The organism is Photobacterium obscurum (assembly GCF_026191635.1).
GTDB classification, from domain to species: domain Bacteria; phylum Pseudomonadota; class Gammaproteobacteria; order Enterobacterales; family Vibrionaceae; genus Photobacterium; species Photobacterium obscurum.
On record NZ_JAKRRW010000002.1, the window covers coordinates 362189 to 377692 of the forward strand.

Sequence of the window (15504 nt, forward strand, 5' to 3'; positions counted from 1 at the left end):
GCACAATGTTGTGCCGTAATCTGTTCTTATTAGTCTTTGTGCGATAGGTAGACTGAAATAAAACAAAAAGTCTTTGAGTGCATCAAGTGCATTTTCACCACCCACCACTACTATATATTTATGAATTCTCGTCATTTGATACAGAGAATACGTCATGAAAATTGCGTTTCTGGGTGGTAGTGAAACGGTAACGGGCTCCAAATTCCTGGTAGAAACAAACACCACTCGAGTGCTGGTGGATTGCGGGTTATATCAGGGATATAAATGGCTCAGGAGGCGCAATTGGCAGCCTTTGTTGCTTGTTGATGTTCATAAGTTGGATGCGATTCTTCTTACCCATGCCCACCTGGATCATTCTGGCTATATCCCTGTTCTGTACAAGCAAGGCTACCGTGGGCCGGTGATCACCCATCGTGCGACGAAAGAACTCTGTGCCATTTTACTGGCCGATAGCGGCCACCTTCAGGAGGAAGATGCCAATTTTTACAGTAAACATAAACTGAGTAAGCATGAGCGACCAGAGCCGCTCTATACCCGCGCCATGGCGGATAAATCCATGGGGCTATTTGAAACGGTAGAATATGACGAATGTTTTTCCGTCGGAGATATTAAGGTAACCCTGCAAAACGCCGGACATATTCTTGGTGCGGCCAGTATTATTATTGAAGCCGAGGGTAAAAAGATAGGATTTTCCGGTGATGTCGGTCGGCCAGACGATGTGCTTATGAGGCCACCAAAGCCTCTGCCGGAACTTGATTTACTGTTACTTGAATCTACCTACGGCAATCGCCGTCATGATAAAACCGATCCATTTCAGCAGTTGAGCGATGTCGTGAACAATACTGCAAATGCTGGTGGAACATTACTGATCCCGTGTTTTGCCGTGGGGCGTTCGCAGACCCTGCAATACATGCTTGCTGTTCTGCTTAAGGCCAAGCGCATCCCCCAACTACCTATTTATCTTGATAGTCCGATGGCGATAGATGTCTCTGATATTTATCGTCGTTACGCTAATGAACATCGATTAACCCATGCACAATGCTATTCTATGTGTAATACAGCAATTTATATCCGTAGTGTTGAGGAATCGAAAGCATTAACGGAAATGCGATCTCCTCATATCATTATTGCCGGCAGTGGTATGGTCACTGGTGGCAGGATCTTGCATCACATGAAGCGGTTACTGCCAGATCATCGAACAACAGTATTACTGACGGGTTATCAGGCAGGGGGAACGCGGGGTGCCAAAATGTTAGAGGGTGCGGAGGTCGTTAAGATTCATGGAAAATGGGTTACCAATAATGCTCGGTTAGAAGTGATGCATGGGCTGTCCGGTCACGGGGATTATATTGATATTGAGCAATGGCTGCAGCAATCCTCGTTGCACAAAGGTATGCCAATTCAACTGATTCATGGTGACCCGGATGCGCTGGAAGGGATGCGAGACCATTTACGCTGTACGACTAATTTTGATGTCGATATCGCGGGTTATCAACAGATCTATACGGTATAGAAGGGGATACGTATGCAAATCGAAACATTAAGAGATGTTCTGCGCTGGACACGTGAATACCACCAATGCCTGGCTGACTGTTTACAAGACAGTGTTGATCAAAATGAGAGTGAACGGGCAAAAATGTTACTCAAGTATCTTGGTGAGCATGAGCAAAAGTTAGTTACTGTACTTGAAGAATTTGAGAAGACTGCAGAAGAAAGTGCTTTAAATACCTGGTGTTATGAATATTTTGATAAACATCCCGTTATTCGTCACCAGCAATGCGAGTGTCCATACTCAGAGTTGAGTACAACGGAGATAATAACTGAAATTACTACGTTGAACCAGCAGGTGATTGAGCTGTATCGCTATTTGCAAAGCAGGGCCGAGTCTGAATCTGGACGGGAGTTGTTAAGCCAACTTTCCGAACTAGAAAAGCACGAAGCAATGCGAATGGTGACGAGTGCAAACCGTTTAGAGGATCTGTAACTTGAAGGTAAAGCCATTGGGCAAACAGGACCGATGACATTCGCGTAATTTGCTGACAAAATACGAAAAGAATTGGATTTAACAGCAGAAGTCGTAAATGCCACAGACCTTACCCATTGACTCCCTCAAAGAAACATTTCTTTCTCAGTTAGCACATCAGCACTTGGTTGTTGAAGCCGAGACCGGTTCGGGTAAATCGACTCGTTTGCCGGTGTGGGCGGCGGAAAAGGGAAGGGTGCTGGTTATCGAACCAAGGCGTGTGGCATGTACATCGTTGGCAGAGTACGTCGCCGAACAGGCGGGCGAGCAACTCGGCGAAGGAATTGGATACGCGATACGGTTTGATAACCAGTTTAATGAACATAGCCGCATTATCTTTGTCACGCCCGGGGTCGCCTTGCGTTGGTTGAGCGAAGATCAGCTTGCCACATTTGATACTGTGATTATCGATGAATTTCATGAGCGGCGTTGGGATACAGATTTGTTGCTGGCGTTGCTTATGAAGCTCAATAAGCACCGGCTGGTGGCGACCTCAGCAACAATGGATGGCCAGCGGTTATCAGACTATCTCGGCGCTTATAGACTGCAATCCGAGGGGAGAACGTTTTCTGTTGATGTCTCACACTCTGCTAGCGATAGTCGCAACATGCCGGACATTCGTGGCCTTGAAACTAAAATTCGTAACGCAATTCTAACGGCTTATCAGCAGCATCAGGATATTTTGGTATTCTTGCCGGGCCGAAAAGAAATCTCGCAATGTGAATCCCAGTTAAAACAGGTATTCAATGAACAGATTACTTTGGATTTAATGGATGTTATTCCGCTGCATGCCTCGGTATCGGATGATGAAAGGCATCGAGCGTTAACCGAAAGCAATAAGCAACGAATTATCCTGGCTACGAATGTGGCGGAAACATCTTTAACCATTCCCGGCGTTACTTTGATTGTTGATACCGGCCTTGAACGCCGAACACATCAGCGTAACGGTCGGACTGTGCTGGGGCTTCATGCAATATCGAGAGCCAGTGCCGAGCAACGTAAGGGGCGAGCCGGTCGTGTGAGCGAAGGCAACTGTATTCGTTTATATGGTAAAGCAGCACCGCTTGAACTGCTGACCCCTCCGGAATTGCATCGTGAAGAGCTGGTTGAACCGATGCTCGCGGCGGCCTGCTGTGGCTATACGTTCGAAGAGTTGGACTTTATCGATGATCTACCATCACAAACGGTAGACCAAGCCAAAGACAAACTCAGGCAAATGCGGGCGATAGATGAGCGTGGGACAGTAACCGAGCATGGTCGTCTGTTGTATCCGCTACCGATAGACACCTTGTTTGCCCATTTAATCACGGTGATGCCAGATAAGGCGAGTCAGGAAGCCATGGTGGATTTATCTGCTGCCCTGAGTGTTCCGCAACGACTTTGGCAGTTGCCAAGCAATGAAGAAAAGCGCGAGCAACTGACCAAGTGGCAACCAGTTTCCTGTGATGCCATGACACTTATTAAGTTACTTCGTGAGCCTACGCCAGAATGCCTGAACGTTGATCCTTTGGTATTAAAAGAGGCGCGACAACTTTCAGAACAGATACGTGAAGCATTAACTTTGCCCCAGCTTGAAGTTGCAACATCTGTGCGTCGTGAGCCGTGGTTGGAGGCGGTAATGAAAGCCGCGCCGGAATTGGTGTTCGTCCGAAGGGAAAAGCGTCGCCAGGCTCTGGGGAATGGTTTTTGTGAGGTTAGTATCGGTCGGGATAGCCGTTATACCGATGATGCAGAAGCCGCGATTGTGTTTGATCAGTTTGCGTTGCCGGGCAAGGGCGTGAAACAGAATCTCGTATTGGCAACCTGTGTGTCATCGATTAAGTTAGAGCAACTCGTGGTGTTAGGTTTTGGTGAAGAAGCCATGGGACAAACTCAGGTTACGGACCAAGGTTGCATGGTTGAAACCCAGAGAGTCTATGCCGGGCGAGTGATCCATTCGCAATGGATGAAGCCTCATGGTGAATCTGCACGAGATACGTTGGTTTCGATGATCATGCAAGGGACTGTCTTGCCCGGACTGGCTGATAAACTGTCTGCGGATATCCACCAGTGGAATTTGTATCTAGCATTGGGGCGATATCAACCTGAGGTGTGTTCTCTAGTTGAACATACAGTAGAAATGTCTGATTGGCTCAGTGAACAATTGGATGCTTTAGGCGTTGAATCGGCAGAGGATCTTGAGCTGTTTACCGCCGAAGATTTTGTATTTGACGGTATACCGAGCTGGGAGCGCGAAGATTTTGATTTGGCGTTTCCTTATCAGGTAGTACTGACCGACCTTACCATGCGCATTGAATACCATATTAAGCGCAAGTTGGTGACCGCCGTGCACCATAGTGGTAAACGCAAAGCGGATCCAAAACGCTGGGAACTACCGCGTTGGCAGGGCTGGAAAATACAGTACCGAAAAGCAAGCCGGACGATTGATATTAAGTGATATATCCAAGCGACTGTATTTTTAAATCCACACTTTGAGTATAAAAAAGCGAGCAATTGTTTTTACAGAGTATTGGTCGCTTTTTATGAGCGTAATTTAGAGAATCTTGGTCGATCATCTTGCTAATTCTGAATCACAATATTCTCTTGTGGTAATTTAATGATTTTTCGGAAAGGAAGATGCGTGCCGTCGAAATGCCAAGCCTCAACAAGGATGCTAGATAATCCTGATGTAGCCGTAAACTTCCCATTAAATTGTCCATTGTTGAGTTCACCGGCAATAATGCGACTGCTGGTATCAGCAATAATGTCTCCATTGAGGGTAACGGTGGGATTACCATAAACGCTTAAGTACATTGGGTCAGTTGTACTGAGGTCAATATTTAAGTTAACGGCATAGGACGTTCTTAAATTGAAGCCATCAGGAATAATAATTTGATCAAAGGTTGTAGTGCTGTCACCACTATCATTACTTGAATTATCCCCTGAGCTGCCTCCGCCACAGCCAGAAAGAGCCAATGACGTGATAAACATAAATAATAGGTATTTCATATTCTATTCCTTCGAGTCAATGAAAGAAGCGACTTACTGGAAAAGTTTACTGATGACGGCTTTTGTACGTTTATGCCAGTCGGTATTTTGGCTTCCCCCTGAGTTGGCAAATTCAGCCAATTCAGGATATGCCTGCAACACATCAATGCGTTCGGACGGATGATCCCAGTTGCTGTCGATAACAAGCCCCCACGGGGTACCATTTTCGCCCCGGAAACTATCACAGTCGGGTCCCGGGCAGTTGCTGCTACTGTAGATAGATTTATCTTCTTGGGTTGAGAAGAATTGCTCTGAAGCGAGGGAGGTCACGCTGTCACCTTTGAGGTGAATTTCAAGAGCACGTCCTGGAAATTCCATGCTGAAATTGTCACCATGGTAACGGCCTTCAGGTGAAAAGATGAAAGGGTTCAGTGGCATGTCTGGCCCTGTTGAAATAGGGCTTGTTAATGGAATACTGGCAACAAAACTGAATTGATCTGCGGCATCCTTGGTACAACCTCGCCACACCCGATAGAATTTACCACTGTTCCCGGAACATTCCGGTGGTGTAAATTCATTTTTTAGGTTATTTGAGATTAAAGCGACGGCGAATTCTTGTCCTTCTTCAATAATGGATGTGTTATGAAGTGTCTTGTCGTTGACAACAAGTTTAGCAAGATCAGCATCAACTATAGAGCGAGAAATATTGTCTAGTTGAACGGCAAAGCCATTAGCAAAGCTTGCGCCATAGGCTTGAAGCTTACCGTGGATGTCATAGCGGATAATATTGCCAGCTTGGTTAGATATGGTATCGACACGGTAAAATATGACGACATCATTAAAATCGTAATCTCCTTTGGCAGGCCAGTTGTCTTCATAGGCCAGCGTAACCCAAGTGCCTTCACCCGGATAATAATTATGAGTGAGGCTTTGCTCCTCTATGGTGACAGGGTAGTCTTCAACTTCTCCGTATGTGATCCCGCCGAAATAGTTTAGTCCGGCATCTTTCCCGATTCTAAAGCGGGCCCAGGTTGTACCCGGCTTGGCATCTTCTGGAACTCGAACTTTTAATGTGTGTGAGCCAGGAAACAGGTACTCGTCAGTGATCGCTTGTTCGTTGTCACCATTAAATGTGTTATCGCCGTCCCAGTCAAACCAACCACTAACATATCCAACCGCTTCTCCGCCGATGGTGATATTGATCAGAACATCAGAACCCTGTTTGAAGTCGGTAGCGAATGAAATCCCGTCTTCATCATCTGGGCTACCGTTATTATCGTCTGAACTCGGAGAGATGGCGGCAATACTTTCGCTGTCAATTTGTGCACCAAAGTATAAGTTTGGGCCGATAAAGTGCCTTGGCCCATTTTCTTCCAGCGATGTTTTGTAACTGTCGGGAGCATCGCCAAAATCAGTATTTGATGAGGTGACAAGGGCGCTGGCGCAACGGGCTCCGTCATTTTTGTTTGATGATGGCCCACTGGCAAAAAATTCTGCTGTTGATTCAATTGCTCCTAAATCTCGCAGATCAAGGCGGTAAATTTTACCGTCATGATTGTTGCTGATATACATGAATCCGGATTTATCAAAATACTGAGCACCGAATGTTGTCTTACCGGATAAGCCCGTTGAACCGATTTTAGTTGCATTGGCATTGCCTGAGCTGTCAAAGCTGAAGAGATAGAGGTCATTGTTGGTATTTTCAACGGCAAACAGCTCGCCTGTATCTGGATAGAAGGCAAAATCAGTGAGCGTTAAAGTAGCCTCTGATGCCGTCATAATGGTAGTCGCAACAAGATTATCGTCACCCTGGCTCAAATCGATTTTGAACATACCAGAGCCTTTTAAATACAGGTAATAAGTATTATCAAAAATGTCACCAACAAAAAAACTTTTGTTTGCCGGTAAGCCTGATTGTACCGTTAGATCTTCGACTTGGTACGCTTGGTTGATGCGGGTTATGGTTTTAGGCGCTTTATTCCAACCGTATATATAGCGGTCGGTTTCATTAAACCCAACGGCATTGATTACTCCGCCAGCTCCTGTGTCGGTACTAACAATATGATAATTACCTGTAGCGAGATCAACGGCATAGACATTGGCGGGCTCTCCTTGAAATAGGAAGGCTTCTGTTGGGCAGCCATTAAACGGTGAGGCTGCAATGACGGTCAGAGGTGAGAACAAAACGATCGAAGATAATATTAAGCGCTTAAGTCTATTCATATGGCTGCCACTCTTCCTGCTTAGTTATATTACTGGGCAGTACAAGAACAAGGCCAATAGTCATCGCGATGTATATACTATGATAATTACTTTAATTTCAGTGGCTTATACATTATTAAATGTGATGGGTTAAGGTGGTTAGTTTGCAAAGTTATTGAATTAATAGTTGTTTATTGCAATTTGAGAACGAAAGCGAAAAAAATTTGGGCAGGACTATCCTCCAAGTAATTAAAGGCGGTTTGTATTAAGCCTCGGAAACAAGAGTAATTATTGATGTGCACGGTTATAACGCTCCTCTTTGAAGAGGAGCATGATTAATGACTGTAGAGGCCGTTATTAATTGACCTGACGGAGAGGGGGGTATTGATTAGTTTTGGTTTAGCTGTTTTTGCACGGATAATTTTGCTCGAATGAACTCGGAATGATCGACATATATTAACTCGGCAACTTGGCGAATGACGGCTTCTTCATGTGGGTCAAGTATATTGTCAGCATACGCGACCTGCCACATGGCCTTGATAAGCTGGTAGCGTTGTTCTGGCTCTAGGCTACGAAGTTTGGTGGTGAACTCATACAGGGACACAGACTGATTGCTTTGCTGCATTGCACGTGACAGCAGGGATTTAGCCTGGTCACGGTCGATTTCTAATAAATTAACTAATAGATGGATTTTTGCCGTTTCCTCTCGTGGGTCAATGGTACGATCTGCATTAGCAACTTCGCACAGCAGCGAAGCCATAGCCAGATTTATCGCGGGGGTATCAACCGCACCGCCATCCGTACCCTCATGCATAACTTGTCTAAATAAAGTACGTAACTGTGTAAACATGCAGTGCCTCTTGGTAAAACAACATCATTCTTACTAATTGTGGATTAGCGTTCGATAAATCAAGGTCGAAGCTATTGCTTTAATACTGAGACCTCAATTTACCTCGACTTGTTCCGTAATACTCGATTTACGATATTAGTTTCCATCAATATTTAAATCGCTGGCGGAACTCTCTTGGTGTAAGAGAGCTCCATTTCTTGAAACGAGTACTAAAGTTGGCTGGATTGGGGTAGCCGCTGAGTTCGCAAATATGCTGGATCGGCCATTCGGTTGAACTCAGTAAGCGTGCGGCATATTCCATCCGTAAGCGAGTCAGGTGGGCCATAGGACCATGGCCATAGTATTGCTGACATAAACGATGAAAATGTGCCTCCGAGCAGGGGTGTAATGCAGCTAGCTCCGACACTTGCCAGTTTCGGTGAAACTGCTCTTGTGCCCGCTCAAAGACTTTATCTAGCCGCTGAAGTGAGGTGGGGCAAGAAGTTGGCAGGCGATGGGAGACTAACAACCTGATCTGTTCAACCAGATTTTCGCCTAACTCGTGACCAACGGGGTAGGGAAGCGACATTGATTGATGCAGGCAGTCGATCGTTTGCCTGAGCAAGTCTGCACAACGGGTATCACTGTAGGTAATCTCGTGTGGCAGAGTGTTTTCCCATACCCCCTCAGAAGCAAGCATAACCCAAGCGACATCCCAACTTTCACTGTCATTATCTTCAATATCGATTCCGAACCCGTTCTCGTAACCTGGAGGAACATATATCACGCTGTTTGGCACGAGCTGCCATTTTCTTGATGGGGTATCTAGCCATCCTTTGCCACAACAAGTGAAAAGCAGCATATGCATATTGGGGTTACGACGATAAATGGTGAAACTGTCACGGGCGTAATTTATCCCGCACTGGACAATCTGGTGCTTTTCCAGCGCGACGAGTTGAGCCTGGTCAACGATCGTTGATCGGCATTGATCGGATATTTCAAAATATTCAGGCCATCCCATGACAGTTCATTCAACCCTTGAACTTAATATTGATAGTTTTGCAAAAGTTTTTAAGAGGCTAGCATAAGTTGTTTTTTGTCTTTAAGCGTATGATCTCTGTCACATTCAAAAATAATAAAGGAGGCAAATATGCAAAACTGGCGAAACTCTGCTGACAAAGACTTCTGGCAAAAAACTTGGCGCTTGGCGATCCCCGTATCAATGCAATCCATGCTATTTGCCATCCTGGGCTTAGTGGATGTCATGATGGTTTCCAAGCTCGGCGAAGCCCAGGTGGCTGCTGTTGGTGTTGGTAACCGGATCTTCTTTTTCAACCTGCTGCTGATTGTCGGTGTGAGTGGGGCTGTTGGTGTGTTGGCTGCGCAGTTTTATGGTGCAGGAAGAATGGATGGGGTTAGACGTACACTACTGCAATCATGGCTATGTGCGGTGATTTTTACCATCCCGTTTGCACTGCTTTATCGTTTTTCTCCGGCTGCACTGGTGAGTTTTGTCACCGATGAACCGGCGTTCGTAGAGCATGCAACCAGCTATCTGTTAGTGTGTGGCTGGAGTATCATCTTTACCGCTATCGTCGTGCCATTGGAGTCGGCATTACGAGCGGTTGGCGAAGCCAAAATGCCGACCATCGTTGGACTGGTTGCCGTACTAGTCAATGCGGCTTTGAATGCACTGCTTATTTTTGGGTTATACGGTTTTCCTGAAATGGGAGTTGCGGGTGCGGCGCTGGGCACTACAATTTCACGTGGTATACAGACGGTGCTCTTGGTTGCCGTTGCCTACTGGAAATATATTGCTATTTTCCCAAAGGTTTCAGATGTTGATGCTGCGGCTGATCCGAAGGCGCGAAAAAAGTATATGTCTGTTGCCTTACCCATGATTATTCATGATGGCGGCTGGGCCATGGGCTTACTGGTGTATAACTACATTATCGGTCAGCTAGGTGTTTCTGAGTTGGCGATTATAAGTTTGCTCTCTCCTATTGAAGGGATGTTGATTTCGGGCTTTATCGGGTTTGCTGTGGCCGCATCGACCATTCTTGGGCACGAGCTGGGGGCCGAGAATTTCCAGCGTGCTTGGCATCAGTCTTGGTTATTTATTGGGTTGAGTGCATCCATGGCATTACTACTCGGTATTACAGTTCTGCTGTTCCATGATGGGGTAGGGAGCTTATTGGCAAAAACGGATACGCCGAACCTAGACATGGCCATTAACGTAACATTGATTATGGCTCTTGGCCTATTCCTCAAGGTTTACAATATGGTTGGTATAAGCGGCGTGCTACGAAGTGGAGGCGACATTCGCTACAGTATTTTTATTGACTTGTTTGCTCAGTGGGCGGTCGGTATACCAATTGCTGTACTTACCGGAATTGTACTTGGTTGGCCATTACATTGGGTGATGTTGGCAATTTTAAGCGAAGAGTTGGTAAAAGTACTGCTTACAACCCACCGGATTAAAGGACGTCATTGGCTGACAAATCTCGTGAATGACGAGCCTCAACGAAATGATGAGGAATGTATTGTTTCTGCCTGATGGCTTGAAAAATAAAAGGGAACCAATATAGGTTCCCTTTGCGATGTATGTGACTAGAAACGAGCGTTGATTAACGGGAAGACTGGAATATCTTTGCTAATAAAAGTACCTGATTTATCGTAGTTGATCAGGCCAATTTGAACGCCTTTTTCAATACGGTCGGTCGCATTGATGAAGCCAAATTGTAGACCGTTAAGGCGGCCGGTATAGTTGAACGCACCCATCTGCAAGCCAGTAAATTGGCCAGCATTGTAGTTAACAAAACCAAGATCAGCACCTTTGGCACTGCCATCGTTCCAGTTAGCCAGGCCAAGTTTAACACCTGTTGAATTTCCCGTTACACGGCTAGCACCGAATAACATACCGAAACTTAGGCCAGAAAAGTTCTCTGTTTCCGATAAGCCAAGAATTGGAACATTCAGGCCGGTAACTTGAGAAGTTTTACCGTGAAGCAGCGTAGCGCGAATACCCTTAACGTTTCCTTCAGGAAAGTTAGCACCAGGGACTGAAAGTTGCGCTGGTTGCTCAGCGAAAGCCGGGGCCGCTACAGCTGCTGCGAGCAATAGAGCTGATACAGTTGTTTTCATGGAAAATGACTCATGAGCATAGTTGTTGATTAGAGGGGCTGATTCTACGGGAGGGTATGCTGAGCTGGCAATACGTAAAGTCTGTTTAACGTTAGATTAGTTCTCGATTGAATCGTTGATTACCCTTTTTAGGTGCTGTTCTCGTAAAAGTGTTTTGCCTGCAATCGGTGATTTATCCCGCCTCACCGTGTCCGAATTGTGGTAGAATCCCGCCAGTTTTTATTTAATACCAAGCTGAAATATCAGGATTTCCTTTGACTCAGTCGAATACCTCTCAGTCAGACGTTTTGAACAATGAAAAAACGTTAAAAGCCGCGATTAAAGATTGCATGATCCGCGATCGTTTTCGTTTGCACAAACGAGTGCAAGGTGCGGCAAGAATCAAGAATGACACAGCAAAGCATGCTGTTTTTGATGAAATTGCATTGGATATAGCTAAATCAATGCAAACTGTTGAGATGCGCTCAACACAACGACCAACTATTACTTATCCTGAGCAACTGCCGGTCAGTCAGAAAAAAGATGACATTGCCGAGGCTATCAAGAATAACCAGGTTGTGATTGTTGCGGGTGAAACTGGCTCGGGTAAAACCACCCAGCTGCCAAAAATCTGTATGGAACTGGGGTTGGGTACCAAAGGCATGATTGGCCATACCCAGCCTCGTCGCCTTGCTGCTCGCTCAGTTGCTAGCCGTATTGCAGAAGAACTTCAGTGTGAACTGGGTTCTTATGTTGGCTATAAGGTTCGATTTAACGATAAAGTCTCGGATCGCAGTCAGGTTAAGCTGATGACTGACGGTATCTTGCTGGCCGAAATTCAGAACGACCGTTATCTAAATCAGTACGACACGATTATTATCGATGAGGCTCACGAACGTAGCCTCAATATCGATTTCATTTTGGGTTATTTGCGCGAACTATTGCCAAAACGCCCAGACCTGAAAGTGATTATCACCTCGGCGACTATCGATCCGGAGCGTTTCTCTAAGCATTTTAGAAATGCGCCGATTATTGAAGTATCGGGACGTACATATCCAGTAGAGGTACGTTACCGCCCGGTTACTGAAGACGGGGATGATAGCGATCGTGATCAACTGCAAGCAATTTTTGATGCCGTTGATGAGCTTTGTGATGAAGGTTTAGGGGATATCCTTATCTTCATGAACGGTGAACGTGAGATCCGTGATACCGCTGATGCCCTGGAAAAACGTAATTTGCGTGATACCGAGGTGTTACCGCTCTACGCTCGCCTGTCTGCAGGCGAGCAGAACCGGATTTTCCAATCTCATAGTGGGCGTCGCATTGTACTGTCTACGAACGTGGCCGAAACATCACTGACCGTACCGGGGATCAAATACGTTATTGATCCGGGTACCGCGCGTATCAGTCGTTACAGTTACCGTACCAAAGTACAGCGGCTTCCGATTGAGCCTGTTTCGCAAGCCAGTGCGAACCAGCGTAAAGGTCGTTGTGGACGTGTTCAGGAAGGTATCTGTATTCGTCTTTACTCTGAAGAAGACTTCCTGTCTCGTCCGGAGTTTACCGATCCTGAAATTCTGCGTACTAACCTTGCGTCAGTTATCTTGCAGATGACGGCTATCGGTCTGGGTGACATTCAGGCTTTCCCATTTGTTGAAGCCCCTGACAACCGCAATATTCAAGACGGTATCCGCCTGCTGGAAGAGCTTGGTGCGATTAACCCGAAAGCAAAAGATCCACGTAAACGCCTGTCTGCGATTGGTCGCCAGCTGGCTCGCTTGCCGCTTGATCCTCGATTGGCTCGTATGGTGCTGGAAGCGCCTAAACATGGCGCATTACGTGAAGTGATGGTGATTGCTTGTGCGCTGTCGATCCAGGACCCGCGTGAACGACCAATGGAAAAGCAGCAGGCATCAGATGAAAAGCATCGTCGTTTCTACGACAAAGATTCTGATTTTATCACTTTCGTTAATTTGTGGAGCTATGTTCAAGAGAAGCAAAGAGAGCTTTCGGGCAACCAGTTCCGTCGACAGTGTAAGAAAGATTATCTGAATTACCTACGTATTCGTGAATGGCAGGATATTTATTATCAGGTTAGTCAGGTTGTCAAAGAACTGGATTTGCATCTTAATGAGCAGGAAGCCAGTTATGCTGGTGTTCATACCGCGTTGCTGTCAGGTATGCTGTCGCATATCGGCCTGAAAGATCAGGAAAAAAATGAATATCAGGGTGCACGAAATGCCCGTTTCAACATTTTCCCAGGCTCTGGCATCTTCAAGAAGCAGCCTAAGTGGGTAATGGTTGCCGAGCTGGTAGAGACTTCAAAACTCTGGGGTCGGATTGCAGCCAAAATTCAGCCTGAGTGGGTTGAACCGTTAGCTGAGCACTTGATTAAGCGTAGTTATAGCGAACCACATTGGGAGAAGAAGCAGGCCGCTGTGTTCGCTTTTGAAAAAGTGACTTTGTATGGCATCCCAGTTGTAGCCAAGCGCAAAGTGAACTACGGCAAGATCGATGCACAGGTTTCTCGTGAAATCTTTATTCGCTCAGCTTTGGTTGAGGGTGACTGGGAAACTAAGCATAAGTTCTATCAACAAAACCGTAAGCTGTTGCGAGAAGTTGAGGAGCTTGAGCATAAATCACGTCGCCGCGACATTCTGATTGATGACGATGCTCTGTTTGAGTTTTACGATCAACGCATTGAACATACCGTCGTATCAGGTCGCCATTTTGATAGCTGGTGGAAGAAGGCTGCTCGTGATAACAAAGAGCTGCTGAACTTTGAGCGTGAAATGCTATTCAGGGGGGATGCTAGCCATGTCACCGATCTGGATTACCCGAACTTCTGGCATCAAGGGAACTTGAAGCTCAAGCTAAGTTATCAGTTTGAACCCGGTGATGATAACGATGGTGTCACTGTGCATGTTCCGCTACCGATCCTAAACCAGGTTGAGCCAGACGGTTTTGACTGGCAGATCCCAGGGCTTCGGCATGAGCTTGTTGTGGCGTTGATTAAGTCGTTGCCAAAACCGATCCGCAGAAATTTTGTTCCGGCTCCAAACTATGCTGATGCTTTCTTAGCGCGAGCTGAAGCTATGGCTATGCCGTTGTTAGACTCACTTGAAAAAGAGTTGAAGCGTATTTCCGGAGTGACGGTACTGCGTGAAGAATGGAAGCCTGAGCAAGTTCCAGAGCATCTGAAAATCACTTATCGTGTGGTTGACCATCGCAATCGCAAGCTAAAAGAAAGCAAAGACCTTTATAGTTTGAAAGATGGGCTCAAAGAAAAAGTACAGGAAACACTTTCGCAAGTTGCAGACGATGATATCGAGCAAGAAGGCCTGAAAACCTGGAGCTTTGGCAAATTACCGGAGCGTTATCAGCAGAAGCGCGGTGGGTTTGAAGTAAAAGCTTATCCGGCGATTGTTGATAACAAGGATTCAGTCGGTATCAAACTGTTTGAAACCGAGGAAGAACAGCAAACGGCAATGCAGCAAGGTCAGCGCCGCTTGGTGTTGCTGAATGTACCGTCACCAATTAAATACTTGCACGCCAACTTGCCGAACAAGTCAAAGTTAGGGCTTTACTTCAATCCATACGGTCGCGTGATGGATCTTATTGATGACTGCATAGCTTGTGGTATAGATAAGTTGATCGAAGAGAAGGGCGGCCTGGTGTGGGAACCGGAAGCTTTTGACTCGCTGAAAGAGCATATTCGCGGTGAACTCGGCGATACGGTGGTTGAAATTGCTCAGCAAGTCGAAGCGATTCTGACGACGGCGTTTAATATTAGTAAGAAATTAAAGGGCCGCGTAGATCTGACCATGGCTTTTGCGCTGTCTGATATTAAAGCGCAAATTGAAGGACTCATCTTCAAGGGGTTTGCTACAGAGTGTGGCTGGAAGCGTTTACCAGATATTCTGCGTTACATGAAAGCGATTGAGCGTCGAATGGAGAAGTTACCGATTGATCCAAATAAGGATCGGGTACATATCCTGAAGATAGAATCTGTAGTTACAGATTACAAAGAACTATTGAACAAAATTCCGAAGGGACAGCCTGTACCGCAAAAGGTAAAGGATATTCGTTGGATGATCGAAGAGTTGCGTGTTAGTTACTTTGCTCAACAATTGGGTACGCCTTATCCGGTATCAGACAAGCGAGTTAGAAACGCTATCAATGAATGTTGATAACTCGTGACATAACCTAAAAAAACGGAGCTAATGGCTCCGTTTTTTATTTATTATAAGATTAAATACTTTCAATAAATTTAATTTACGTTAAAAATTGTGTTTTAAATCTTTTAATTTAAGGTTTTGATATTTTTGCTACGGTTTTATTAGGAGTTGTGTCAAATAAG

10 protein-coding genes are annotated in these 15504 nt (G+C 45.7%); 5 read left to right on the top strand and 5 right to left on the bottom strand.

Features of this window, described 5'->3' with window-relative positions:
- Nucleotides 1-154: 154 nt before the first annotated feature.
- The 3 genes from MD588_RS03805 (at nt 155) to MD588_RS03815 (ending at nt 4460) form a co-directional block, all read left to right on the top strand.
- Nucleotides 155-1513 carry an MBL fold metallo-hydrolase gene (locus tag MD588_RS03805; RefSeq protein WP_265695532.1) on the top strand — a complete coding sequence of 453 codons (1359 nt, stop codon included), beginning with the start codon at nt 155-157 and terminating at the stop codon, nt 1511-1513.
- Nucleotides 1514-1525: 12 nt separating this feature from the next.
- Nucleotides 1526-1984 (top strand): ATPase, encoded by a 459-nt coding sequence (locus MD588_RS03810; protein WP_265695533.1) that lies wholly within the window; start codon nt 1526-1528, stop codon nt 1982-1984.
- Between the two features lie 97 nt (nt 1985-2081).
- Nucleotides 2082-4460 (top strand): helicase-related protein, encoded by a 2379-nt coding sequence (locus tag MD588_RS03815; protein WP_265695534.1) that lies wholly within the window; start codon nt 2082-2084, stop codon nt 4458-4460.
- Nucleotides 4461-4582: 122 nt separating this feature from the next.
- Here MD588_RS03815 and MD588_RS03820 read toward each other — a convergent pair whose 3' ends face one another.
- The 4 genes from MD588_RS03820 to MD588_RS03835 all read right to left on the bottom strand — a co-directional run bounded on the left by MD588_RS03820 (nt 4583) and on the right by MD588_RS03835 (nt 9042).
- Nucleotides 4583-5011, bottom strand: coding sequence for a hypothetical protein (locus MD588_RS03820; protein ID WP_265695535.1), 429 nt, complete (start codon nt 5009-5011; stop codon nt 4583-4585).
- A 33-nt stretch (nt 5012-5044) separates the two neighbouring features.
- Nucleotides 5045-7213, bottom strand: a complete 2169-nt coding sequence (locus MD588_RS03825) for an LruC domain-containing protein (RefSeq protein ID WP_265695536.1) — start codon at nt 7211-7213, stop codon at nt 5045-5047.
- Between the two features lie 367 nt (nt 7214-7580).
- Nucleotides 7581-8042, bottom strand: a complete 462-nt coding sequence (locus MD588_RS03830; protein ID WP_265695538.1) for a tellurite resistance TerB family protein — start codon at nt 8040-8042, stop codon at nt 7581-7583.
- 145 nt (nt 8043-8187) lie between these two features.
- Entirely contained in the window at nt 8188-9042 is an 855-nt protein-coding gene (locus tag MD588_RS03835) for a helix-turn-helix transcriptional regulator (protein WP_265695539.1), read from the bottom strand.
- Between the two features lie 129 nt (nt 9043-9171).
- Here MD588_RS03835 and MD588_RS03840 point away from each other — a divergent pair, with 129 nt between their 5' ends.
- The gene (locus MD588_RS03840; protein ID WP_265695540.1) at nt 9172-10578 is read left to right on the top strand and encodes an MATE family efflux transporter; all 1407 of its coding nucleotides are present in this window, start codon (nt 9172-9174) and stop codon (nt 10576-10578) included.
- Nucleotides 10579-10631: 53 nt separating this feature from the next.
- Here the strand turns inward: MD588_RS03840 and MD588_RS03845 are convergent, their stop codons facing one another.
- Complete coding sequence (locus tag MD588_RS03845; protein ID WP_265695541.1) at nt 10632-11165, bottom strand: hypothetical protein; 534 nt, start codon at nt 11163-11165, stop codon at nt 10632-10634.
- 287 nt (nt 11166-11452) lie between these two features.
- On the opposite strand from MD588_RS03845, the gene hrpA reads away from it, so the two are divergent.
- Entirely contained in the window at nt 11453-15334 is a 3882-nt protein-coding gene (hrpA, locus tag MD588_RS03850) for an ATP-dependent RNA helicase HrpA (protein ID WP_265695631.1), read from the top strand.
- Nucleotides 15335-15504: the final 170 nt, after the last annotated feature.

Excerpts from the sequence above, each read along its gene's own strand:
- MD588_RS03840 (WP_265695540.1), top strand. The coding sequence starts at position 9,172 with ATGCAAAACTGGCGAAACTCTGCTGACAAAGACTTCTGGCAAAAAACT.
- MD588_RS03805 (WP_265695532.1), top strand. The coding sequence starts at position 155 with ATGAAAATTGCGTTTCTGGGTGGTAGTGAAACGGTAACGGGCTCCAAA.
- MD588_RS03815 (WP_265695534.1), top strand. The coding sequence starts at position 2,082 with ATGCCACAGACCTTACCCATTGACTCCCTCAAAGAAACATTTCTTTCT.
- MD588_RS03825 (WP_265695536.1), bottom strand. The coding sequence starts at position 7,213 with ATGAATAGACTTAAGCGCTTAATATTATCTTCGATCGTTTTGTTCTCA.
- MD588_RS03835 (WP_265695539.1), bottom strand. The coding sequence starts at position 9,042 with ATGGGATGGCCTGAATATTTTGAAATATCCGATCAATGCCGATCAACG.
- MD588_RS03810 (WP_265695533.1), top strand. The coding sequence starts at position 1,526 with ATGCAAATCGAAACATTAAGAGATGTTCTGCGCTGGACACGTGAATAC.
- MD588_RS03830 (WP_265695538.1), bottom strand. The coding sequence starts at position 8,042 with ATGTTTACACAGTTACGTACTTTATTTAGACAAGTTATGCATGAGGGT.
- MD588_RS03845 (WP_265695541.1), bottom strand. The coding sequence starts at position 11,165 with ATGAAAACAACTGTATCAGCTCTATTGCTCGCAGCAGCTGTAGCGGCC.
- MD588_RS03820 (WP_265695535.1), bottom strand. The coding sequence starts at position 5,011 with ATGAAATACCTATTATTTATGTTTATCACGTCATTGGCTCTTTCTGGC.